Origin of the sequence: Saccharothrix sp. ST-888 (genome assembly GCF_000955975.1) — a bacterium.
Classification (GTDB): domain Bacteria; phylum Actinomycetota; class Actinomycetes; order Streptomycetales; family Streptomycetaceae; genus Kitasatospora.
In genome coordinates this window covers 130967-153351 of sequence record NZ_JYJF01000003.1, presented here as the reverse complement: position 1 = coordinate 153351, position 22385 = coordinate 130967, and the positions used below count along the sequence as shown (strand labels likewise).

16 protein-coding genes are annotated in these 22385 nt (G+C 71.3%); 6 read left to right on the top strand and 10 right to left on the bottom strand.

What is annotated here, in order from left to right; genetic code table 11:
- Positions 1-3: 3 nt before the first annotated feature.
- From UK12_RS03105 to UK12_RS03080, 6 genes are all read left to right on the top strand, one after another.
- Positions 4-1650 (top strand): VWA domain-containing protein, encoded by a 1647-nt coding sequence (locus tag UK12_RS03105; protein WP_045299152.1) that lies wholly within the window; start codon positions 4-6, stop codon positions 1648-1650.
- Positions 1637-2140, top strand: a complete 504-nt coding sequence (locus UK12_RS03100; protein WP_156178503.1) for a hypothetical protein — start codon at positions 1637-1639, stop codon at positions 2138-2140. Before UK12_RS03105 ends, UK12_RS03100 begins: the two co-directional genes overlap by 14 nt.
- Positions 2141-2313: 173 nt before the next feature.
- The gene (locus UK12_RS03095; RefSeq protein WP_045299150.1) at positions 2314-4137 is read left to right on the top strand and encodes a bifunctional metallophosphatase/5'-nucleotidase; all 1824 of its coding nucleotides are present in this window, start codon (positions 2314-2316) and stop codon (positions 4135-4137) included.
- Between the two features lie 135 nt (positions 4138-4272).
- A complete protein-coding gene (locus UK12_RS03090; RefSeq protein WP_045299148.1) occupies positions 4273-4815 on the top strand; it encodes a hypothetical protein in 543 nt (180 codons plus the stop codon).
- A gap of 43 nt (positions 4816-4858) precedes the next feature.
- Positions 4859-5386 (top strand): GNAT family N-acetyltransferase, encoded by a 528-nt coding sequence (locus UK12_RS03085; RefSeq protein ID WP_045299147.1) that lies wholly within the window; start codon positions 4859-4861, stop codon positions 5384-5386.
- A gap of 64 nt (positions 5387-5450) precedes the next feature.
- Positions 5451-7241, top strand: a complete 1791-nt coding sequence (locus UK12_RS03080) for a pentapeptide repeat-containing protein (RefSeq protein ID WP_045299145.1) — start codon at positions 5451-5453, stop codon at positions 7239-7241.
- Between the two features lie 249 nt (positions 7242-7490).
- On the opposite strand, the gene UK12_RS03075 is transcribed toward UK12_RS03080, so the two are convergent.
- The 10 genes from UK12_RS03075 to trpA all read right to left on the bottom strand — a co-directional run bounded on the left by UK12_RS03075 (position 7491) and on the right by trpA (position 22383).
- Positions 7491-9068, bottom strand: a complete 1578-nt coding sequence (locus UK12_RS03075; protein ID WP_045299143.1) for a purple acid phosphatase family protein — start codon at positions 9066-9068, stop codon at positions 7491-7493.
- A 91-nt stretch (positions 9069-9159) separates the two neighbouring features.
- Positions 9160-10617, bottom strand: coding sequence for an aldehyde dehydrogenase family protein (locus tag UK12_RS03070; protein ID WP_045299141.1), 1458 nt, complete (start codon positions 10615-10617; stop codon positions 9160-9162).
- A gap of 242 nt (positions 10618-10859) precedes the next feature.
- Positions 10860-12320 carry a glutamate synthase subunit beta gene (locus UK12_RS03065; RefSeq protein WP_045299139.1) on the bottom strand — a complete coding sequence of 487 codons (1461 nt, stop codon included), beginning with the start codon at positions 12318-12320 and terminating at the stop codon, positions 10860-10862.
- Positions 12313-16935 carry a glutamate synthase large subunit gene (gene gltB / locus UK12_RS03060; RefSeq protein ID WP_045299137.1) on the bottom strand — a complete coding sequence of 1541 codons (4623 nt, stop codon included), beginning with the start codon at positions 16933-16935 and terminating at the stop codon, positions 12313-12315. The genes UK12_RS03065 and gltB overlap by 8 nt, the downstream gene beginning before the upstream one ends.
- A gap of 561 nt (positions 16936-17496) precedes the next feature.
- Entirely contained in the window at positions 17497-18240 is a 744-nt protein-coding gene (locus UK12_RS03055; protein ID WP_045299135.1) for a VIT1/CCC1 transporter family protein, read from the bottom strand.
- Positions 18241-18412: 172 nt separating this feature from the next.
- Positions 18413-19348: a prolipoprotein diacylglyceryl transferase gene (gene lgt, locus UK12_RS03050; protein ID WP_045299132.1), complete on the bottom strand. Its 936-nt coding sequence runs from the start codon at positions 19346-19348 to the stop codon at positions 18413-18415.
- A gap of 147 nt (positions 19349-19495) precedes the next feature.
- Positions 19496-20353: a DsbA family protein gene (locus UK12_RS03045; protein ID WP_045299130.1), complete on the bottom strand. Its 858-nt coding sequence runs from the start codon at positions 20351-20353 to the stop codon at positions 19496-19498.
- A 70-nt stretch (positions 20354-20423) separates the two neighbouring features.
- On the bottom strand, positions 20424-20945 hold the full coding sequence (locus UK12_RS03040; RefSeq protein WP_082119249.1) for a MauE/DoxX family redox-associated membrane protein: 522 nt from the start codon (positions 20943-20945) through the stop codon (positions 20424-20426).
- Positions 20946-21125: 180 nt separating this feature from the next.
- Positions 21126-21365, bottom strand: coding sequence for a hypothetical protein (locus UK12_RS03035; RefSeq protein ID WP_045299128.1), 240 nt, complete (start codon positions 21363-21365; stop codon positions 21126-21128).
- 208 nt (positions 21366-21573) lie between these two features.
- A complete protein-coding gene (gene trpA / locus UK12_RS03030; protein WP_045299126.1) occupies positions 21574-22383 on the bottom strand; it encodes a tryptophan synthase subunit alpha in 810 nt (269 codons plus the stop codon).
- Positions 22384-22385: the final 2 nt, after the last annotated feature.

Sequence of the window (22385 nt, the reverse complement as noted above, 5' to 3'; positions counted from 1 at the left end):
CTCATGAGGACACGGGCGATCAGGCGCGGCGGGCTGGCCGCCGCCGCGCTGGCGCTGCTGCTGACCGGCTGCACCGGCGATCCGAAGCCCCGGGAGGAGGACCTCTCCCCGACCCCCAAGGACGGCGTGCTGCGCATCCTGGCGGGCAGCGAGCTCCAGGACATGGCACCGGTGCTGGAGGAGGCGAGAAAGGCCACCGGGGTCACCGTCCAGTTCGCCTGGACCGGCTCCCTGGACGGCGCCGACACCGTCTCCTCCGGCCGGGCGGACGGCAAGTACGACGCGGTCTGGTTCCCCTCCGAGCACTACCTGCGGCTGGACGACGCCGCGAAATCCGAACTGGTCTCCCAGACCCCGGTGATGGTCTCGCCGGTCGCGGTGGGCGTGCGCAGCGGGATGCTGAGCGAGCTGGGCTGGGGGGACGGCTCGCAGGTGACCTGGGGCATGCTGGGCGATGCGGCGGCGGCCGGGAAGCTGACCTACGGGATGGCGGACCCGTCGCGGTCCAACTCGGGCTTCTCCGCGCTGGTGGCGGTGGCCTCGGCGTTCTCGGGGGCGTCGGCGGCGCTGACGGACGCGGATGTGGCGAAGGCGACGCCCTCGTTGCAGCGGTTCTTCACCGGGCAGAAGCTGACCTCGGGGTCCTCCGGCTGGCTGGCGCAGGCGTACCAGCAGGCGTACCGGACGGGTGCGGGCAACCGGGTCGACGCGCTGGTGAACTACGAGTCGGTGCTGCTGTCGCTGAACCGGACGCTTCCGGCGGCGGACCGGCTGACGGTGATCCGGCCGGTGGACGGGGTGGTGTCGGCGGACTATCCGCTGTCGCTGCTGGCCTCGGCCGGACAGCCGGCCAGGGACTCCTTCCAGCGGTTGACGAAGTACCTGCTGCGCACCGACGTGCAGCAGCGGATCTCGGAGCAGACACTGCGCCGTCCGGTGACGGCGGAGGTGGCTCCGGCGGCCGGGCTGCCGACGGACCGGCGGCGGGAGCTGCCGTTCCCGGGGAGCAGGGCGGTGGCGGACGGGCTGCTGGCCTCGTACCAGAACGAGCTGCGCCGGCCGTCCAGGACGGTGTACGTGCTGGACACCTCGGGGTCGATGGAGGGGTCCCGGCTGGATGCGCTGAAGCGGGCGATGGCGCGGCTGGCGGGGGCGGACGACACCCGGGCGGTGCGGCGGTTCCGGGACCGGGAGGAGGTGACGCTGATCCCGTTCGCCTCGGAGGTGAAGGCGGAGCGGGTGCACCAGGTGCCGGCGTCCGCGCCGGAGGGCGAGCTGAGCGCCGTTCAGGCCGATGTGCAGGGGCTGACGGCCTCCGGTGGTACGGCGCTGTACAGCACGCTGGAGGAGGCGTTCCGGGTGGTGGCGCGGCAGCAGGCGGCGGCGGGCGACGACCGGTTCACCTCGATCGTGCTGATGACGGACGGGGAGAGCAACCAGGGGGCGTCGGAGGCGGACTTCCGTTCGTTCTACGGGCAGTTGCCGGCCGGCGGCCGGACGGTGCCGGTGTTCCCGATCCTGTTCGGGGAGGCGGCCAAGGGCCAGTTGCAGGGGATCGCGGATCTGACGGGCGGGAAGCTGTTCGACGGGACGGGTCAGGCCGCGGGGTCGCTGGACGGGGTCTTCGAGGAGATCCGTGGCTACCAGTAGGGCGTTGGCGTATCTGGAGTCGACCCGGAACCTGGTGGGGTGTGCGGCGGGGGCGGTCGGGCTCGGGCTGCACTTCGCGGATCTGGCCGGGTCGTGGTGGCCGCTGGTGGTGGCCGGACTGTACGGGGCGGGGGCGCTGCTGACCCCGGCGGCCCGGGAACGGGAGCAGGAGCAACAGCAACAGCAGTCGTCGTCGGGTCAAGGGGCAGGAACGGCCGGGCTGGTGACGGCGGTCGAACTGGCGGAGCTGGCCTGGCGGCTGGAGCGCACTCCGCTGCCCGGCGGGGTGGATCTGCCGCTGCTGCTGGCCGCGCTGGCGCGGGCCGAGGGTGCGGAGCCGGTCGTCCGGTGGGAGCTGCCGCTGGCGGTGGACACCTATGTCCGGGACTGTGCCTGGGAGTTGCTGGCGCCGAGCGGGGCGGATCCGGCGGCGGCGCTGACGGCGGAGGTGGACCGGCTGCTGAAGCGGCTGGGGCAGCCGACACGCTGACGTCCACCGCGCTTCACCTGGGAGTGTGCAATTTCTCACGTGCTGGACATGTCAGAGGTCTGTTCGGCGGGGGTCTCCACCCGGCAGACTTCTACGCGCGTTTCTCTACGCGCGTTCCGCTACGCGCGTCACACCGTAGTTGACGGTCCGTCCGCCCCACGTTGGAGTCGTCCATGCCCCTGAATCGTCGTGACTTCGTCACCCGCTCGGCCGCAACCGCCGCCGGAGCGGCCCTCGTCGGCGGAGTCCCGGTCGCCGCCGCCACCCCGGCCGCGGCGAGCGAGACGTCGGAGGTGGCGGATCTCAAGCGGCCTCCGGTCAAGGAGAGCTTCACCGTGATGGGCACCAGCGACATGCACGGCCGGGTGCTCAACTGGGACTACTTCACCGACGCCGAGTACGACGACGCGGCGCACAACGACGTCGGCCTGGCCAAGATCTCCACCCTGGTCAAGAAGATCCGGGAGCAGAAGGGCCACCACCGGACCCTGCTGATCGACGCCGGCGACATCATCCAGGGCACCCAGCTCTCCTACTACTACGCCCGGGTCGAGCCGATCACCGGCAAGAACCCGCCGAAGCACCCGATGGCCGAGGCGATGAACGCGATCGGCTACGACGCCGCCGCGCTCGGCAACCACGAGTTCAACTACGGCATCCCCACCGTCCGGGCCTTCGAGGAGCAGCTGGAGTTCCCGCTGCTCGGCGCGAACGCCCTGCACGCCAAGAACGAGAAGCCCGCCTTCCCGCCGTACGTCATCCGGGAGCTGTACCTGGGCCGCGGCCGCCCGCTGAAGGTGGGCATCCTGGGCCTGACCAACCCCGGCATCGCGATCTGGGACAAGGCCAACGTCTCGGGGCAGATGGTCTTCCCCGGGATCGTGGAGATGGCGAAGAAGTACGTGCCGCGGATGAAGGCGGCGGGCGCCGACGTGGTGGTCGTCGCCGCCCACTCCGGCATCGACGAGCCGACCACCTACGGCGACCAGCTGCCCTGGCCGGAGGACGCCTCCGGGGAGATGGCCGAGACCGTGCCGGGGATCGACGCGGTGCTGGTGGGCCACACCCACAAGGAGGTGGCGCAGCGACTGATCGTCAACAAGAAGACCGGCAGGACGGTGGTGCTCTCCGAGCCGCTCTGCTGGGCGCAGCGGCTGTCCTGCTTCGACTTCGAGGTGGAGTTCGGCAACGGCCAGTGGCACGTCACTTCGGTGAGCTCGCGGGTGCTGAACTCGAACACGGTGCCGGAGGACCCGAAGATCGTCAAGCTGATCAACGCCCAGCACAAGAAGGTGGTGGCGTACGTCAACCAGACGATCGGCACCTGCAAGACCGACCTGTCCATCGGCGAGGCCCGGTTCAAGGACGTGCCGATCATCGACCTGATCGGCCGGGTGCAGGCGGACACCGTGCAGGCTGCGCTGGCCAAGACCTCGTACGCCGCCCTGCCGGTGCTGGCCCAGGCCGCGCCGTTCAACCGGACCGCGGACATCCCGGCGGGCACGGTCAAGCTGCGCGACGCGGCCGGTCTGTACATCTACGAGAACACCCTGGAGGCCCGGATCCTGACGGGTGCCCAGATCAAGGACTACCTGGAGTTCTCGGCGAAGTACTTCGCCCAGCTGGCCCCCGGTGACCCGGTCAACCTGGACACGCTCACCAACCAGCAGAACACGCCGGACTACAACTACGACTCGGTGTACGGCGTCTCGTACGACATCGACATCAGCAAGCCGGTCGGCTCGCGGATCGTGAACCTCTCGTACGGCGGCAAGCCGGTCGACCCGGCGGCGCAGTTCGTGCTGGCGGTGAACAACTACCGGGCGAACGGCGGCGGCAACTTCCCGCACGTCGCCGCGGCCAAGCAGGTCTGGACGAGCTCGGACGAGATCCGCAACTCCATGATCTCGTGGGTGAAGGCGAAGGGTGTCATCGACCCGGCGGAGTTCGCGGCGGTGAACTGGCGCCTGGTGCGCGCGGGCGTCCCGCTGTTCTGAGGTCGCGCCCTCCCGGTTCCGCCGGCCGGCGCCGGACCCACCTTCACGTGGGTCCTCGCGCCGGCCGGCGGAACCGGCCGACTACCCGGGGCGTCCCAGAGCCGCCGATTCGCCGTCCGCGCCCGGGAGTACACCGTGTCCAGGAGATCCACCCGCGCCGTCCTGCTGCTCGCCGCGCTCGTCCTTTCAACGGGCTGCGGCGCCGCCGCGCCGGTTCCTCCCCCGTCGGCGGTCGGCGCGGCGCGGCTGCGGGCCGCCGAGGTGGCCCGGGCCTGGCCGGGCTCGGCCCTCGAACAGGCCTGGCGCACCGGGTCCTACCCGCTGAACGTCCCGCTGCCGCTCACCACCTCCGGCGAGCCGCGGCCGCGGCCGTTCGCGGAGCAGTCCGCGGCGTGGAGCGGCACCTCACCGGACGGGCTGACGCTGACCGGCACCGTGACCCTCGGGGGCTGCGACCGGCCGCTCCCGGGCGAGGTGTACGAGACCGACCGGGCCGTCGTGCTGATCGCCCGCCTTGGGACAACTGCGAAGCCCGGCACCGTGTGCCCGGCCGTGGCGACCGCCGGCACCGAGACGTTCCACCTCACCCGCCCGCTGGGCACCCGCGCGGTGCTCGACCTGTCGACCGGGGAGCCGCAGAGCGGGCGGCTGCCGGTGACCACGGCTGGCCAGCCTTGAGGATCCGTCACTTTCGCTCCGGGAAGCCCGGGAGGCTCCGCCGATGTCCACCGACCCCACCACCGTGCTCACCACCGGCCGCCTGGCCGTACGCCGGTGGCGGGCCGGGGACCGGGAGCGGGCCTTCGACCTGTACTCCCGTACCGAGGTGACCCGCTGGCTCGGCCGCAGCCGCACACTGGAGCAGCTCGTGGAGGCGGACGCCCTGATCGAGCGGTTCCGCACGCGCTCGGCCGATCCCCGGTACGGGGTCTGGGCCGTCGAGCGGCGGGACACCGGTGTGGTGGCGGGTTCGGTCCTGCTGGTGCCGATCCCGGACGGGGGCGGCGAGGTGGAGGTCGGCTGGCACTTCCACCCGGACTCCTGGGGCCACGGCTTCGCCACCGAGGCGGCCCGTGCGGCGGCGGCGAAGGGCTTCGCCGACGGGCTGGCCGAGATCTACGCGGTGACCCACCCGGACAACCACGCCTCCCAGGCGGTCTGCCGCCGCCTCGGCATGACCGCGCTGGGCCGCACCGACCGCTGGTACGGCACCGAGCTGGCGGCCTTCCGGCTCGCCGCCCCGCGCTGACCCTCCGGCCCGCCGACCGGGGAAGGTGCCCCGCCGGTGCCCGGGGTGCGGCAAGATAACCGCCATGCGCCGTACGCCTGTTCTCGAAAGCTCCCCGATACCCAGCCGGCTCGGCGGGCTCACCGCGACCGAACGCCGGCTCTGGCGGGCCTTTCCGCACGGCGAGCTGGTCGATCTGCGCAGCGGCGACACCGACCGTCCGTCGGGCGCGGACCACTGGCCCGCCGACCGGGCGGTCCGCGGTGAGGTGATCGCCGCGCTGCTGCTGGGCGCCTGCCCGCCGGCGGCCGGAGCGGTGGCGGCGGTGCGGCTCGCGGGGGCACGGATCACCGGCGGGCTGGTCTTCGACCACGGGCAGGTCTCTCCGCTGCTCCTGCTCCAGGGCTGCCGGTTCGACGGGCCGGTGGTCTTCGACGGCGCGGTCACCGAGTCGATCGACCTCAGCGGCTCGCAGCTCACCACGCTCAGCGCGAAGGGCGCACAGGTGCGCGGCACCCTGGATCTCAGCAACACGGTCATCACCGGTCCGCCCAGCACCACCGGCACGGGCGAGGCAGGCGAGGCAGGCGAGGCCGGGGAGGCCGGGGAGGCCGGGGAGGCAGGCGAGGACGAACGCACCGTTCTCGCCGACGGCATCCGCATCGACGGCAGCCTGCTCGCCGAAAAGGCCGCGGTGACGGGCTCGTTCGGCCTGATCAACGCGCAGATCGAGGGCCGGGTGAACTTCATCGACGCGAAGCTGTTCAACCCGAGGGCCGGGATCGAGTCGCTGAACGCCGGCGGTATCCGGATCGGGCGCAGCCTGCTGGCCCAACGGCTGAGGACACAGGGGCCGTTGCGGCTGCCCGGTGCGAAGATCGGCAGTTCGCTGTACCTGACCGGCGCCCAGCTGGACGGCCGCGGCCGCTCCGCACTGCACGCCGACTCACTCACCGTGGCCAGCTACTCCTTCTTCGGGCCGCACCAGACCGAACAGGTTGATCAGCCCTTCACGGCCACCGGCACGGTGCGCCTGCCGGGCGCGAAGTTCGGCAGCGGACTGACCTTCAGCGGTGCCCGGCTCACCGCGACCGCCGGCGAACCGGCCCTGCGCGCCAACCGCTTGCAGGTCGCGGGCAGCCTGCACCTGGGCAAGGGCTTCCACACCGACGGCGAGATCCGGCTGACGGGCGCCCGCATCACCGGCCACCTCGACCTGGTCGAGATGGCGAGCCCCGATGCCCTGCTCACCCTCTACGCGGCGGCCGCCGCCGGTGGCGTCAACGACCGGCCCGACTCCTGGCCGGGCCGGTTGAACCTGGACGGCTTCAGCTACGGCCCGTTCAGCGAGTACGCCGAGGCCACCGTCCGGCTGGACATGATCCGGCGTCAGGTCCACCGGGCCGACCAGAGCCGGACCGGCGGTTTCCGCGCCCAGCCGTACGAGCAGCTGGCCGCCTACTACCGCTCGCTCGGCAACGACGGCGAGGCCAGGACCGTCCTGCTGGCCAGGCAGCGCGCCCTGCGCGCCGAACTCCCCCTGCTGCGCCGCATCCCCGGCCACCTGCTCGACCTGCTGGTCGGCTACGGCTACCGCCCACTGCGCGCGTTCACCTGGGCGATCGTCCTGCTGGTGGCGAGCAGCGGGTACTTCAGCCGGGTGCACCCGCAGCGCGTCAGCCCCGACAACACCTCGACCTTCAACCCGGTGCTCTACTCCGCCGACCACCTGATCCCGGTCGTCCGCTTCGGCCAGTCCGACAACTGGCAGTACCACGGCCTCCCCGCCGCGATCACCGTCGTCCTGACCGTCCTCGGCTGGACCCTGGGCATCGCGATCGCCGCAGCCGTGACCCGGACCTTCAACCGCAACTGAGACCGACCGGCACACGGGGGCCTGCGTCGCGTGCCGATGGCTGTCGCCTGGACGGCTTCTCCTCAGTCGCCGCAGCTCCGCTCCTACTCCTCCCCCAGCCTTCGGCCGGGAGGTACCCCCACCCCAGCCTTCGGCCGGGAGGTACCCCCACCCCCAGCCTTCCGGGAGGTACCCCCCACCTCAGCCTTCGGCCGGGAGGTACCCCATCTTCACCCACCCCCCGTGTTCAGGTCGGTCTCAGGGGTCCGGCTACGGCCGCCGGCCGGTCCGCGATCCGCGCGGGCGGGTGAGCGTGAAGCGGTCGACGGGGAGCAGGTCGCCGTAGGGGCCGGTGACCGCGTAGTAGGTGACGGCGATCGAGGTGTGGCCGCCCCGGGTGCCCGGGTCGACCTCGAAGGCGGCGAAGCCGTAGGAGTGGTCGGCGTCGCGGAAGGCGGACCAGGGGGCGTCCTCGATCACGTAGTTCGGCGGACGCTTCCCGGTGGCGGGGTCCACCGGGCCGACCCCGGTGATCACCCGGCAGCGGGCGGGGCTGTAGAGCAGCTGGTTGGAGGGCGCCGAGGTGCCGCCGCCGCCGATCACCATGTGGACGGTGCCCTTGGTGATGTCGATCACCTCGGTGCCGGTGGCGACCGGGATCGGGGTGCGGGTGTCGGTGGGCTGCTGACCCCGGATCGGGTGGGAGCGCTCGTAGTGGTGTTCGTGGCCGCAGACCACCAGGTCCACCCCGTACCGGTCGAACAGCGGCACCCAGGTCTCCCGGATCCCGAGGTCCGCGCCGTTGAACTTGTCGGCTGTGGAGATCACCACCTGGTGCATGCAGACCACGATCCAGTCGATCTCCGGGTCGGCGTCGGCCGCCGCCAACTGGGCCTCCAGCCAGCGCTGCTGGGCTCCGCCGGAGTAGCCGTGCACATAGGAGTTCCCGCCGTCCTGGTACGCCACGTCGTCGTTGTTCAGGCTGATGACCCGCACCGAGCCGGCGGTGAACGCATACCACAGGCCGCGCAGTTGCTCGTCCGCCCCGGCCTCGGGGAGGCTGAAGTAGGCCTGGTACGCGCCGTACCCGACCGGTCCGTTGCCGAGCTCGTTCTCGTGGTTCCCGGCGGCGGGCATCCACGGACGGTGGCGGGCGGAACGGGAGTTGTTCTCGAACCAGTCCGACCAGGTGCGGACCCGGTCGGTGGAGAGGTTGGCGTAGCAGAGGTCGCCGTTGACCAGGTGGAACAGCGGTGCGATGCGCTCGACCCCGGCCGTGGTGTCGCCGGCTGCCGGGCTGCCGAGGTTGTCGTTCACCCACCCGCTCGCGGTCTGCCGGCCCAGCGTGGGTGTGCCCTGGTCGCCGAAGCTGGTGAAGGTGAAGGCGCCGCGGCCGCGCGGCGCGGTCCGTACGGTGCCCAACTCCGGTGCGGCGCCGTCGTGCAGGGCCGCGTAGACGTAGTCGGTGTCCGGTTGCAGGCCGCCGATCCGGACGTGGTGGACCCGCACCTCGGTGCCCGACTTGGCGTCCCGGTAGGTGGTGGTCTGCGCCTGCTGGGTCCGGCCGAAGCCGCCGTGCGCCGTCCCGTACATCACCCGGGGACGCGCGACCGAGGCGGTGGTGTTCCAGGAGACGACCACCTCGCGGGAGGCGTCCGCGCCGAACTGCAGGTGCAGGCCGCCGACTCGGGGCGCACCCAGCCGCCCCGGGCGCGACCACAGCAGCGGGCTCGGTGCGCCAGGAGCTGCCGTGGCAGTCCCCCCGCCCAGCGCGACCGCACCTCCGAGGCCGACCCCGGTCGCTCCCGCCAGAAGACCACGCCGGCTGACACTGTTCACAGGGCTCATGGCCCGTCAGCCTGCCGCCCGAAGGTGAACGGTGCCGGAGCCGCCACGTGAACAGCTCCGGCACACTCACCCGGCCGGCCGCCGGATCCGGTCAGAACGGGAAGCGGCTCCGCCCGTGCTGGACGGAGATCCACTTCAGCGTGGTGAAGGCCTCGACCGTGGCCTCGCCGTTCAGCCGTCCCACACCCGAGCTCTTCTCGCCGCCGAACGGGACGATGGCCTCGTCGTGGATGGTCCCGTCATTGATGTGGATCATGCCGGTCTCGATCCGCTTGGCCAGCCGGACCCCGCGCTCGACGTCTCCGGTGTGCACCGCCCCGCTCAGGCCGAACGGCGTGTCGTTGGCGATCCGTACCGCCTCGTCCTCACCGTCGAAGGGCACCAGCACGACCACCGGGCCGAACAGCTCCCGGCGCAGGATCTCCGACTCGGCCGGGACGTCGGTGAGCACCACCGGCTCCATCAGCGTGCCCACGGTGGCACCCCGCAGCAGCACGGTCGCGCCCTCCGCCACCGCCTGGTCCACCTGCGCGGAGATGGCCTCCGCCTGGGCGCTGTTGATCAGCGGGCCGAGCTGGGTCGCCGGGTCCTGGGGGTCGCCGACCTTCAGGGTGCGGACCTTGGCGACGAACCGCTCGGTGAACTCGGCCGCCACGCTGCGGTCGACCAGCACCCGGTTGGCCGCCATGCAGACCTGCCCCTGGTGGGCGAACCGGCTGAACACCGCGGCGTCCACGGCGTAGTCGAGGTCGGCGTCGTCCAGCACGATCAGGGCGCTGTTGCCGCCGAGTTCCAGGACCGTCCGCTTGAAGTGGCCCGCGGCCACCCGGGCGACGTGCCGGCCGACCTGGTCCGAGCCGGTGAAGGCGATGACCTTGGGTACGGGGTGCTCCAGGAAGGTGTCGCCGATCTCCGCGATGTCGGTCAGCACCACGTTCAGCAGACCGGCCGGCAGCCCGGCCTCCTCGAATATCTTCGCCAGCAGGGTGCCGCCGGTGACCGGGGCCTCCTGGTGCGGCTTGAGGACCACGGCGTTGCCGAGCGCCAGCGCGGGCGCGACCGCCTTGAGCGAGAGGAACAGCGGGAAGTTGAACGGGCTGATCACCCCGACCACGCCGACCGGCAGCCGGTACAGCCGGTTCTCCTTGCCGTCCACCGGCGACGGCAGGATCCGGCCCTCCGCCCGCAGCGACAGCTGCATGCACTCGCGGAGCATGTCCTTGGAGAGCGACAGCTCGAACGCCGCCTTGAGCCGGGTGCCGCCGAGCTCGGCGATGATCGCCTCGGTGATCTCCTGCTCGCGCTCCTCGATGATCCGCAGCGCCCGCTCGAAGACCAGCCGCCTGCTGTACGGGTTGCGCCGGCCCCACTCCTGCTGCGCCCGCTCGGCGGCCCGGTAGGCCTGGTCGACCTCCGCCACCGTCGCCACGGTGAAGGCGGCCAGCTTCTCGCCGTCGTAGGGGTTCAGATCGACGATGTCCCACGCACCGCTACCGGCTTGCCACCGACCGTCGATGTACTGCCGCGACAGTTCAGAGAAGTAGGACATCCGATCCCCTTTTCAGCACTAGATCTGACCGATCGTCATCCTACTGTCGAGTCAACTGCCTTGACGGGGAAAGCACAACGAAACCGGGCACGGGCGGCGGCGCCGGACATGGCAACGGCGCCTGCCCCCAACTGGTCGGGGAGAGGGCAGGCGCCGTCTTGACCGCAATGCCCGGCGGCTCTGGCGGGCGGGCGGGTGGTGCAGCCGGGCGGGCAGTTGCCCGGCGGTTCTTGCGAGGGTTGTCAGACCACCAGGGGGCGGTCGGTCGGACGGATCGGAGCGGGCAGCGGAGTCTTGCCACCCAGGTACTTGTCCACCGCGGCGGCCGCGGAGCGGCCCTCGGCGATGGCCCAGACGATCAGTGACTGGCCGCGACCGGCGTCACCGCAGACGTACACACCGTCCACATTGGTGCCGAACTTCCCATCACGGGCGATATTACCTCGTGCGTCGAGCTCGACGCCCAGCTGCCCGACCAGACCGTTCTGGACGTCCGTCCCGGTGAAGCCCATGGCCAGGGTGACCAGCTGCGCCGGCAGGGAGCGCTCGGTGCCGGGGACGGGCTCGAACCGGCCGTCCCTGAACTCGACCTCGACCAGGTGGAGTTCGGCCACATTGCCGTCCTCGTCGCCGGTGAAGTGGGTGGTGTTGACCGCGTACACGCGCTCGCCGCCCTCCTCGTGGGCGGAGGTGACCTTGTAGGTCATCGGCATGGTCGGCCAGGGCTGGTGGCCGGGGCGCTCGTCGCTCGGCCGCGGCATGATCTCCAGCTGGGTGACCGAGGTCGCACCCTGGCGCAGCGCGGTGCCGAGGCAGTCGGCACCGGTGTCGCCGCCGCCGATGACGATGACGTGCTTGCCCCTGGCGCTGATCGGGGAGTCGACGAAGTCGCCCTCCTGGACCTTGTTGGCCAGCGGCAGGTACTCCATCGCCTGGTGGATGCCCTTCAACTCCCGTCCGGGAACGGGCAGATCACGGGCGGCGGTGGCACCGGCGGCGACCACCACCGCGTCGAAGCGCTCGCGCAGCTGCTGGCCGGTGATGTCCTCGCCGACGTGCACGCCGGTACGGAACCGGGTGCCCTCCGCGCGCATCTGCTCGATCCGGCGGTTGATGTGGCGCTTCTCCATCTTGAACTCGGGGATGCCGTAGCGCAGCAGGCCGCCGATCCGGTCGGCGCGCTCGTAGACCACCACGGTGTGCCCGGCCCGGGTCAGCTGCTGGGCGGCGGCCAGCCCGGCGGGGCCGGAGCCCACCACCGCGACCGTCTTGCCCGACAGCCGCTCGGGGATCTGCGCGGTGACGCCGCCCCGGTCCCAGGCCTTGTCGATGATGGTGACCTCGACGTTCTTGATGGTCACCGCGTCCTGGTTGATCCCCAGCACGCACGCCGACTCGCACGGAGCCGGGCACAGCCGGCCGGTGAACTCCGGGAAGTTGTTGGTGGCGTGCAGCCGCTCGATCGCGCCGGTCCAGTCGTCCCGGTAGGCGAGGTCGTTCCACTCGGGGATGAGGTTTCCGAGCGGGCACCCGTTGTGGCAGAACGGGATGCCGCAGTCCATGCAGCGGCCGGCCTGCTTGGTGATGATCGGCAGCAGGCTGCGCTCGACGTAGACCTCGTTCCAGTCCCGCAGTCGCACGTCCACGGGCCGGCGCTCGGCCAGCTGCTTGCCGGTGGTCAGGAAGCCCTTGGGGTCAGCCATTCGCCGCCTCCATCATCTTGCGAGTGGTCTCGGACTCGGAGAGTCCATCGCGCTCAGCGGCGTCCTTGGCGGCGAGCACAGCCTTGTAGTCGGTCGGCATGATCTTGGAGAAGCGGGAGACCCCGCTGCCCCAGTCGGCCAGGAGCTCGGCGGCGACGGTGGAGCCGGTCTCCTCGTAGTGCTGCTGCACGGTCTCGCGCAGCCAGTCGCGGTCCCTGGCGTCCGGGGCCTCGATGCCGACCATACCGCCGTTGACGTTGGCCGGGCGAAGGTCCAGGACGTAGGCGATACCGCCGGACATCCCCGCCGCCAGGTTGCGGCCGGTCTCACCGAGGATGAGCACCCGGCCACCGGTCATGTACTCCAGGCCGTGGTCGCCCACGCCCTCGACCACCAGGGTCGCACCCGAGTTGCGGACCGCGAAACGCTCGCCGGCCTTGCCGCGCAGGTGGATCCGGCCGCCGGTGGCGCCGTACCCGATGGTGTTGCCGGCGATCACGTGGTTCTGGGCGTCGTTGCCGATGGCGGCGGCCTCGCGCGCCGGGCGGACGATCACCACACCGCCGGAGAGGCCCTTGCCGACGTAGTCGTTGGCGTCGCCCTCCAGGCGCAGCGTGACGCCGCGCGGGACGAACGCGCCGAAGGACTGGCCGGCCGAGCCGGTGAAGGTGACGTCGATCGTCCCCTCCGGCAGGCCCTCGCCGCGGTACCGCTTGGTCACCTGGTGGCCGAGCATGGTGCCGACCGTCCGGTTGACGTTGCGGATCGGCAGCTGGATCCGGACCGCGTCGCCGCGCTCCAGGGCGTCCTCGGCCAGCTCGATCAGCTGGTTGTCCAGCGCCTTGTCGAGCGCGTGGTCCTGCTCGGTGGTGCGGTGCAGTGCGGAGCCCTCGGGCAGCTCGGGGACGTGGATGAGCGGGGCCAGGTCGAGCCCGGCGGCCTTCCAGTGGTCGACCGCGGCGGCTGCGTCGATGTGCTCGGCGTGGCCGATGGCCTCCTCGATCGAGCGGAAGCCCAGCTCGGCGAGGAGCTCGCGGACCTCCTCGGCGATGAACTCGAAGAAGTTGACCACGAACTCGGGCTTGCCGGAGAAGCGCTCGCGCAGCACCGGGTTCTGGGTGGCGACCCCGACCGGGCAGGTGTCCAGGTGGCAGACCCGCATCATGATGCAGCCGGAGACCACCAGCGGCGCGGTCGCGAAGCCGAACTCCTCGGCACCGAGCAGCGCGGCGATCACCACGTCGCGGCCGGTCTTCAGCTGGCCGTCGGTCTGCACCACGATCCGGTCGCGCAGGCCGTTGAGCAGCAGGGTCTGCTGGGTCTCGGCGAGGCCGAGCTCCCAGGGGCCGCCCGCGTGCTTCAGCGAGGTCAGCGGCGAGGCCCCGGTACCGCCGTCGTGGCCGGAGATCAGCACCACGTCCGCGTGCGCCTTGCTGACACCCGCCGCGACCGTGCCGACACCGACCTCGGAGACCAGCTTCACGTGGACGCGGGCCGCCGGGTTGGCGTTCTTGAGGTCGTGGATCAGCTGGGCCAGGTCCTCGATGGAGTAGATGTCGTGGTGCGGCGGCGGGGAGATCAGGCCGACGCCCGGGGTGGAGTGCCGGGTGCTGGCGATCCACGGGTAGACCTTGTGGCCGGGCAGCTGGCCGCCCTCGCCGGGCTTGGCGCCCTGGGCCATCTTGATCTGGATGTCGTCCGCGTTGACCAGGTACTCGCTGGTGACGCCGAACCGGCCGGAGGCGACCTGCTTGATCGCCGAGCGGCGCTCCGGGTCGTACAGGCGGTCCGGGTCCTCGCCGCCCTCACCGGTGTTGGACTTGCCGCCGAGGCGGTTCATCGCGATCGCCAGCGTCTCGTGCGCCTCGCGCGAGATGGAGCCGTACGACATGGCGCCGGTGGAGAAGCGCTTGACGATCTCGGAGACCGGCTCGACCTCGTCGACGGAGATCGGCTCCCGGCCGAGCGCGTCCAGCTTGAACAGGCCGCGCAGGGTCATCAGCCGGGTCGACTGCTCGTTCACCCGGTCGGTGTACTGCTTGAAGATGTCGTACCGGCGTGAGCGGGTGGAGTGCTGGAGCCGGAAGACGGTGTCCGGGTCGAACAGGTGCGGCTCGCCCTCGCGGCGCCACTGGTACTCGCCGCCGATCTCCAGCGCGCGGTGCGCGGCCGAGATCCCGGACGCCGGGTACGCCTTGGCGTGGCGGGCGGCCACCTCCCTGGCGATCTCGTCCAGGCCGATGCCGCCGAGCTTGGTGGTGGTACCGGCGAAGTAGCCGTCCACCAGCTCCTGGGAGAGGCCGATCGCCTCGAAGACCTGGGCGCCGCGGTACGAGGCCACGGTGGAGATGCCCATCTTGGACATCACCTTGAGCACGCCCTTGCCGAGCGCCTTGATCAGGTTCTTGATCGCCTTCTCGGGCTCCAGGCCCTCGATGAAGACACCCTGCGCGACCAGGTCCTCGACGGACTCCATGGCCAGGTACGGGTTGACCGCGCCGGCGCCGTAGCCGACCAGCAGCGCGACGTGGTGCACCTCGCGGACGTCACCGGCCTCGACGATCAGCGAGACCTGGGTGCGCTGCTTGGTGCGGATCAGGTGGTGGTGGATGGCCGAGGTGAGCAGCAGCGAGGGGATCGGCGCGTGCTCGGCGTCGGAGTGCCGGTCGGAGAGGACGACGATCCGGGCCCCGTCGGCGATCGCGGCGTCCGCCTCGGCGGCGATCTCGGTGAGCCGGGCGGCCAGGCTCGCGCCGCCGCCGCCGACCTTGTACAGGCCCGACAGCGTGACGGCCTTCAGGCCCGGCTGGTCGCCGTCCGCGTTGATGTGGATGAGCTTGGCCAGCTCGTCGTTGTCGATCACCGGGAAGGTGATGCCGACCGAGCGGCAGGAGGCGGCCTCGGCCGCGAGCAGGTTGCCCTCGGGACCGAGGTTGCTCAGCAGCGAGGTGACCAGTTCCTCCCGGATGGCGTCCAGCGGCGGGTTGGTGACCTGCGCGAAGAGCTGCACGAAGTAGTCGAACAGCAGGCGCGGCTTCTCGGAGAGCGCGGCGATCGGCGAGTCGGTGCCCATCGAACCGAGCGCCTCGGCGCCGGTCCTGGCCATCGGCGCCAGGATGACCCGCAGCTCCTCCTCGGTGTACCCGAAGGTCTGCTGGCGGCGGGTGACCGAGGCGTGGGTGTGGTGGATGTGCTCGCGCTCGGGCAGCTTGGCGAGCTGGATTTGCCCGGCGGCGACCCAGTCCTCGTAGGGGTGCTCGGCGGCCAGCGCGGACTTGATCTCCTCGTCCTCGACGATGCGGCCCTGGGCCGTGTCGATGAGGAACATCTTGCCGGGCTGCAGGCGGCCCTTCCTGACCACCTTCTCCGGGGCGATCTCCAGCACGCCGACCTCGGAGGAGAGCACGACCAGGCCGTCCTCGGTGACCCAGTAGCGGGCGGGGCGCAGGCCGTTGCGGTCCAGCACGGCGCCGATCTGGGTGCCGTCGGTGAAGGTGACGCAGGCCGGGCCGTCCCAGGGCTCCATCAGGTTGGAGTGGTACTGGTAGAAGGCGCGCCGGGCCGGCTCCATGGTGGCGTGGTTCTCCCACGCCTCCGGGATCATCATCAGCACCGAGTGCGGCAGCGAACGGCCGCCGAGGTGCAGCAGCTCCAGGACCTCGTCGAAGGAGGCCGAGTCGGAGTGGTCCGGGGTGCAGATCGGGAAGATCCGCCGAAGGTCACCGGGAATGAGCCCGGTGGCGAGCTGGGACTCGCGGGCGGTCATCCAGTTCCGGTTGCCCTTGACCGTGTTGATCTCGCCGTTGTGCGCGACGAAGCGGTACGGGTGGGCGAGCGGCCAGCTCGGGAAGGTGTTGGTGGAGAAGCGCGAGTGCACCAGACCGACCGCGGAGGCGTACAGCCGGTCCGAGAGGTCAGGGAAGAAGGGCTCCAGCTGGCCGGTGGTCAGCATGCCCTTGTAGACGATCGTCCGCGCCGACAGCGACGGGAGGTACACCCCGGCCTCACGCTCGGCGCGCTTGCGGACCACGAAGGCGACCCGGTCCAGCTCGATGCCGGCCTTCGCGCCGTGGCCGGCGCCGTGCTCACCGGGCGCCGAGGCGAGGAAGAGCTGGCGGAAGCGGGGCATCACCGAGCGGGCGGTGGCACCGAGCAGTTCGGGGGCGGTCGGGACCTCGCGCCAGCCGAGGACGGTCAGGCCCTCCTCGGCGGCGATCGCCTCGATCCGGGCGACGGCGGCGGCGTCCGCCTCGTCCTCGTCCGGCAGGAAGGCGATGCCCACGGCGTACGAACCGGCGGCGGGGAGCTCGAAGGCGACCTTGGAGCGCAGGAAGGCGTCCGGGACCTGGGTCAGGATTCCCGCGCCGTCACCGGAGTCCGGCTCGGCGCCGGTGGCACCCCGGTGCTCCAGGTTGCGCAGGACGGTCAGCGCCTGCTCGACGATCGTGTGGTCGGCGATGCCGGTCAGCGTGGCCACGAAACCGACGCCGCAGGCGTCGTGCTCGTTGCGCGGGTCGTACAGACCCTGGGCTGTGGGGCGCGCATCCGGAACGAGCGCATACGGGCGGTTGGCCTGCGCAGGCTCGTTGGCGGAGTGCATGGATGCAGACAGCATCGGCTCTCCCGTCGTCGTCATTGGCAAGGTGCTCAGTGCAATAGGGACGACGTTGGCCCTGATGCGATTTCGTGCAGGTTACATAATGCCGAGAATCCCGAGAAGTGGAATATCGCGTCCACATCGCGGACAGAAGGCCCAGTTCAGCGGGGGTTTCCGACTGGAGACCGGAGCGGGGAGAGACGAACGCCCGTCCGCACGCTGCCACCAGTGTGCCCCTGGCCACCCGCCCCGAAACAGGGGCGAAATCCGCCGTCCACATAGCGAGAACGGCACCGCCTGCGAATCCGCCCTCAGCAGCTGACCGGCAGGCACGAATCTGCGGTCAAGCACGCTCGTTGGCGAGGTTAGGCCAGGTCAGGGCCGTCAACCCATGTGTGGAACGTCACGCAACCGTCGGCATATCCATACGACATCCTGTACAAACCCACAGCCGAGAGGCCCCCGGACGGCGCAGCAAACGGCCGGGGCGCGGGGACTGCGCGAGCGATTCCGCACCCTGTGCGGAACCACCCGCGCGGTTCCCGCGCCCCTGAGAAAGACCTCGTGCAGGTCCCGGTGTCAGCCGACGTGCCCACCGATCAGCATGCCGAGCAGGTACGTCACCCCGGCGGCCGCACTGCCCAGCACCAGCTGCCGCAGCCCGCTGAACCACCAGCTGCGCGCGGTCACCCGGGCCACCACCGCGCCGCACAGGAACAGCCCCACCAGCGACAGCGCCAGCGCGGGCAGCAGTGAGGTGGCCCCCAGCAGGTACGGCAGCAGCGGCAGCAGCGCACCGATCGCAAAGCAGAGGAAGGAGGAGGCCGCCGCCACCAGCGGCGAGGGCAGGTCGCTGGGGTCTATGCCCAGTTCCTCGCGGGCGTGGATCTCCAGCGTCTGGTCCGGGTCGGCGGACAGCTGCCGGGCGACCTCGTGGGCGAGCCCCGGCTCGACACCGCGCGAGATGTACAGCTGGGCCAGCTCGGCCAGCTCACCGTGCGGGTTGCGGCTGAGCTCCAGCCGCTCGGCCTCGATCTCGGCCTCGACCAGTTCGCGCTGGGAGGCCACCGACGTGTACTCGCCCGCCGCCATCGAGCAGGCGCCGGCGGCCAGACCCGCGAGGCCGGTGAGGATGACCGTGCCGCTGGAGACGGCACCGCCCACCACACCGGTCATCAGGGCGAAGTTGGAGACCAGTCCGTCCATCGCACCGAACACCGCCGGGCGGAGCCAGCCGCCGTTGACATCGCGGTGGTGGCCCTCCGCCGGGATGCGCGGCTTGGGCTGGTCATCCAGGGCGGGCTGGGCGATGGTCGCGGTCATGGTCTGTCGGCCTCCGTTCGAACACTTCTCCCCGGGCTCGGCCCGGGGTCTCACCTTCCCTAAACTAGTCCGAAATTTAGACGGATTCCAGGAAAGTAAGGCTGTCCGAACAGCGCTCCGGCCGCTCGCCACGGTACGGGTGGGAGCGGCCGGATTCCGGTGAAAGTGCAGGTCAGGACGGGTTGTTCGGCTTCTTTTCGACGGTCGGCTGCGGCTCGTCCTGCGCGGGGCTCGGCGACGGGACACTCTCCCCGGTGGACTGCGTCAGCTCCTCGTCCCGGGCCGCCGGGTCGATCGAGTCGGGGGCCTCCCGGCCCGGACGCCTCTTACCGACGATCACCAGGTAGGCGATGGCGCCGACGAAGACCACGATCGCGGTCCAGTCGTTGAGCCGCAGGCCCAGGATGTGGTGCGCCTCGTCGATCCGCAGGTACTCGATCCAGGCGCGGCCCACCGTGTAGGCGGCGACGTACAGCGCGAAGGCCCGGCCGTGGCCGAGGGTGAAGCGCCGGTCGGCCCAGATCACCAGCAGCGCGACGCCGACGCACCAGAGCGACTCGTACAGGAAGGTCGGGTGGTAGACGCCGTCCGCCACCGTGCCGTCCGGCATCACCTTGTGGATCTTCAGACCCCAGGGCAGGGTGGTCGCCTTGCCGTAGAGCTCCTGGTTGAACCAGTTGCCCCAGCGGCCGCAGGCCTGGGCCAGCGCGATACCGGGTGCGATGGCGTCGGCGTACGCGGGCAGCGGGACGCCCCGGCGGCGGGCCCCGATCCAGGCGCCGACCGCGCCCAGCGCGATGGCACCCCAGATGCCGAGGCCGCCCTCCCAGATCTTGAGGGCGTTCCAGGGGTCCTTGCCGTCACCGAAGTACAGCTGGTGGTCGGTGATCACGTGGTAGAGGCGGCCGCCGACCAGTCCGAACGGGACGGCCCAGACGGCGATGTCACCCACGGTGTGCTTGGCGCCGCCACGGGCGACCCAGCGCTTGCTGCCGAGCCACACGGCCACGACGACACCGATGATGATGCAGAAGGCGTAGGCGCGCAGCGGGACGGGGCCGAGGTAGAGGACCCCCCGCGACGGGCTCGGGATGTAAGCGATTTCCATGACAAGGTCGACGCTACCGTGTCCCGCCCGGCACAACGGCACCGGACGGGGTCACAGCTTCCGAACAGTCCCCTCTTTTTCCGCCGGACGTTCCCTCCCGACGTTCTCCTCGGGACGCTTCCACCGGGACGACGTCTCCGGACGCCGTTACGGCGAGGGCGGCGTGTTGCTCACGGGTGCGGTGGTGGTCGGCGCGGGGCTCTCCTTGCCGGGCCCCGTGGTGCCCAGCGGCTTGCCCTGGTTGGCCGCGTCGACCCACTTGACCAGGTTCTCCGGCGTGATCTGCTCCTCGCCGTTCTTCGGGTAGACCGGCTTGCCGTTCAGCAGCACGGTGGGCGTGGACTTGTAGCTGGTCTTGTCGAAGTCCTGCTGCACCGAGGAGACCCAGCCGCCGTACTTGTTGTCCTTGACGCAGGCCTCGAAGGCCGGCGTGTCGAGACCGTTGACCTGCTTGGCCAGGCCGATCAGGGTGGCGCTGCCGCCGAAGGCGTCGGAGGTCTCCTCCGGCTGGTTGCGGTAGAGCACGTCGTGGAGGTCGCGGAAGTGGCCCGCGTCCTGGGCGCAGCCCAGCGCGTTGGCGCCGGACTTGGAGCCCTTGCCGCTGAGCGAGCGGTCGATGAACGAGACGATGTGGTAGTTGACGTACAGCTTGCCCTGGTCCTCGAGCTGGTCGACGGTGGGCGCGTAGGTCCGCTCGAAGGCGCCGCAGGCGGGGCAGCGCGGGTCCTCGTAGACGGTCAGCACGGAGGGCGCGTTGGCCGGCCCCGAGGGGATCACCAGGTTCTTGTCGCCGATCGTGCCGACCGGGGCGGCGGTCGGCGTCTCCGGCTTGGAGCGCTGGTTCTGCACCACCACGCCGACCACCGCGGCGACGGCGATGACCGCGGCCACCACTCCGACGACGCCCAGCTTCTTGTTGCGCCTGGTGCGCGCCTCCTCGGCCGCACGCACCTCCTGCATCTTCTCGCGGGCGTTGCGCTTGCCTTCGCGGTTCTTCTCGCTCATACGTGCTGTGTCCAAAGTGGAGGTCGGGTGTCGGTCGAGGGGTACGGGGCCGACTGGCACCGGGCCGGTACTACGCGGCGGCCAGCCAGGCGTCGGCCGAGAGCTTGGTACGCGGCCGGAACACCAGCCAGGCGGCGAGCAGCAGGAAGCCGCAGTCCCGCAGGATCTCCTGCAGGTACTCGGTCTTCGAGGCGTCGACCGCGCCGCCGCCGCCGAAACAGCCGCAGTCGATCGAGATACCGCGCGCCCACGCGGAGCTGATCCCGCCGATGAAGGTGAGCAGCAGCACGGCGGAGACCACGGCGACCGCACGCACGCCGAGGCCGATCACCAGCAGCAGCGCGACGGCCACCTCGAGGAACGGCAGCCCGTAACCGACCGGCTTGACCAGGGACTCCGGCAGGATCTCGTACGCCCGGACGGCCTGGGCCGCCTCGGCCGGATCGGAGATCTTCGCCAGCCCGGCCCACCCCCAGACCGCCGCGAGGGCGAGCCGGACGGCGAGGCCGGCCCACTCCGCCGCCGGGCCGTCCACCACCCGGCGCAGCGCCGGGCCGATGCCGGCCGGCGACTCGACCGTCTGACTGGCCATCGGGTCTCTCCCTCGTTCTGGCTCCCGCTCACGCTTCCTGATGAACCGTAGGGGATGAATGAGGGTTCCTCCACATTCGCACGTTACGCCGATTGAGTGACGTCTGGTGAGCTGATGTCCGATCTGTTCGAGGCCCCTCGGGCCGGTACCGGAGCTCGGGCGCGCCGGGCCCGCCGACTCCTACCGCTCGCAGCGCCCGGCCCTGGTCGCCGCCGGGCGCCCGGCGGCGTGCGCGGCGCCGGTGTGCAGCGCGGTCGCCGACCGGGCCGCCTCGCTGCACACGTACGCGTCCCGCTCGGCCCGCTCCGCGCCCCGCGCGGCCAGTGCGTGCCCGACGGCGGCCTCCACACCGAGGGCCGCGCAGAGCGTCAGCGCGGCGACGGCGGCCCGCAGGAGTACGGCGCGTTGGAGGCACGGCACAGGCTTGCTCCCTCACAGCAGTCACACGTGAACGGTGCACGAACCACGCAGAGCGGACGACACCGCAGAGTGGTCCCTCCACTCAACGCCGGTCAATCGCCACCGATGCGTGAGCGGCCGAGTCTTCACCCGTACGGGTTCATCGGCATGCGTACGCACGACGGCCCGCCACCTCCGAAGAGGTGACGGGCCGTCGGGAGCAGAGCCGTCAGCGGCGGCGGACGCCCTCCGCCAGCTCACCCGCGAGGGTGCGGACCGCTGCCAGCGCCGCGGCCTGGTCGCCGTCGGCGTCCAGGATCCGCTGGACGAAGGCGGAGCCGACGATCACACCGTCCGCGAAGGCGGCCACCTCCGCGGCCTGGGCCGGGGTGGAGACGCCGAGGCCGACGCAGACCGGCAGGTCGGTGGTGGCCCGGGTGCGGGCGACCAGGTCCTCGGCCAGGTTGCCGACCTGGGTCCGGGTGCCGGTCACGCCCATCACGGCGGCCGCGTAGACGAAGCCGGAGCCCGCCGCCGTGACCTCGGCCAGCCGGGCGTCCTTGCTGCTGGGGGCGACCACGAAGACGGTGTCCAGACCGTGCTCGCCCGCCGCCTTGCGCCACTCCTCGGACTCCTCGACCGGGAGGTCGGGCAGGATGCAGCCCGCGCCCCCGGCGGCGGCCAGGTCGGCGGCGAAGCGCGCCACACCGTAGCGGTCGACCGGGTTCCAGTACGTCATCACCAGCACCGCGGCCCCGGGGTGGGCGGCGGCCACCTCGGCGACGGTGTGCAGCACGTCCTTGATCCGGACGCCACCGCGCAGCGCGATGTCGTCGGCGGTCTGGATGGTCGGACCGTCCAGCACCGGGTCGGAGTGCGGCAGGCCGATCTCGACGATGTCGCAGCCGCCCTCGACGAGGGCGTTGACGGCCTCGATCCCGCCCCGGATCGTCGGGAACCCGGCCGGGAGGTAGCCGATCAGCGCGGCGCGGTTCTCGGCCTTGGCCGCGGCCAGGGCCGCACTGAGCTTCGAAGCCATGG

Excerpts from the sequence above, each read along its gene's own strand:
- UK12_RS03105 (WP_045299152.1), top strand. The coding sequence starts at position 4 with ATGAGGACACGGGCGATCAGGCGCGGCGGGCTGGCCGCCGCCGCGCTG.
- UK12_RS03095 (WP_045299150.1), top strand. The coding sequence starts at position 2,314 with ATGCCCCTGAATCGTCGTGACTTCGTCACCCGCTCGGCCGCAACCGCC.
- UK12_RS03085 (WP_045299147.1), top strand. The coding sequence starts at position 4,859 with ATGTCCACCGACCCCACCACCGTGCTCACCACCGGCCGCCTGGCCGTA.
- UK12_RS03080 (WP_045299145.1), top strand. The coding sequence starts at position 5,451 with ATGCGCCGTACGCCTGTTCTCGAAAGCTCCCCGATACCCAGCCGGCTC.
- UK12_RS03075 (WP_045299143.1), bottom strand. The coding sequence starts at position 9,068 with ATGAGCCCTGTGAACAGTGTCAGCCGGCGTGGTCTTCTGGCGGGAGCG.
- UK12_RS03070 (WP_045299141.1), bottom strand. The coding sequence starts at position 10,617 with ATGTCCTACTTCTCTGAACTGTCGCGGCAGTACATCGACGGTCGGTGG.
- UK12_RS03065 (WP_045299139.1), bottom strand. The coding sequence starts at position 12,320 with ATGGCTGACCCCAAGGGCTTCCTGACCACCGGCAAGCAGCTGGCCGAG.
- gltB (WP_045299137.1), bottom strand. The coding sequence starts at position 16,935 with ATGCTGTCTGCATCCATGCACTCCGCCAACGAGCCTGCGCAGGCCAAC.
- UK12_RS03055 (WP_045299135.1), bottom strand. The coding sequence starts at position 18,240 with ATGACCGCGACCATCGCCCAGCCCGCCCTGGATGACCAGCCCAAGCCG.
- lgt (WP_045299132.1), bottom strand. The coding sequence starts at position 19,348 with ATGGAAATCGCTTACATCCCGAGCCCGTCGCGGGGGGTCCTCTACCTC.
- UK12_RS03045 (WP_045299130.1), bottom strand. The coding sequence starts at position 20,353 with ATGAGCGAGAAGAACCGCGAAGGCAAGCGCAACGCCCGCGAGAAGATG.
- UK12_RS03040 (WP_082119249.1), bottom strand. The coding sequence starts at position 20,945 with ATGGCCAGTCAGACGGTCGAGTCGCCGGCCGGCATCGGCCCGGCGCTG.
- trpA (WP_045299126.1), bottom strand. The coding sequence starts at position 22,383 with ATGGCTTCGAAGCTCAGTGCGGCCCTGGCCGCGGCCAAGGCCGAGAAC.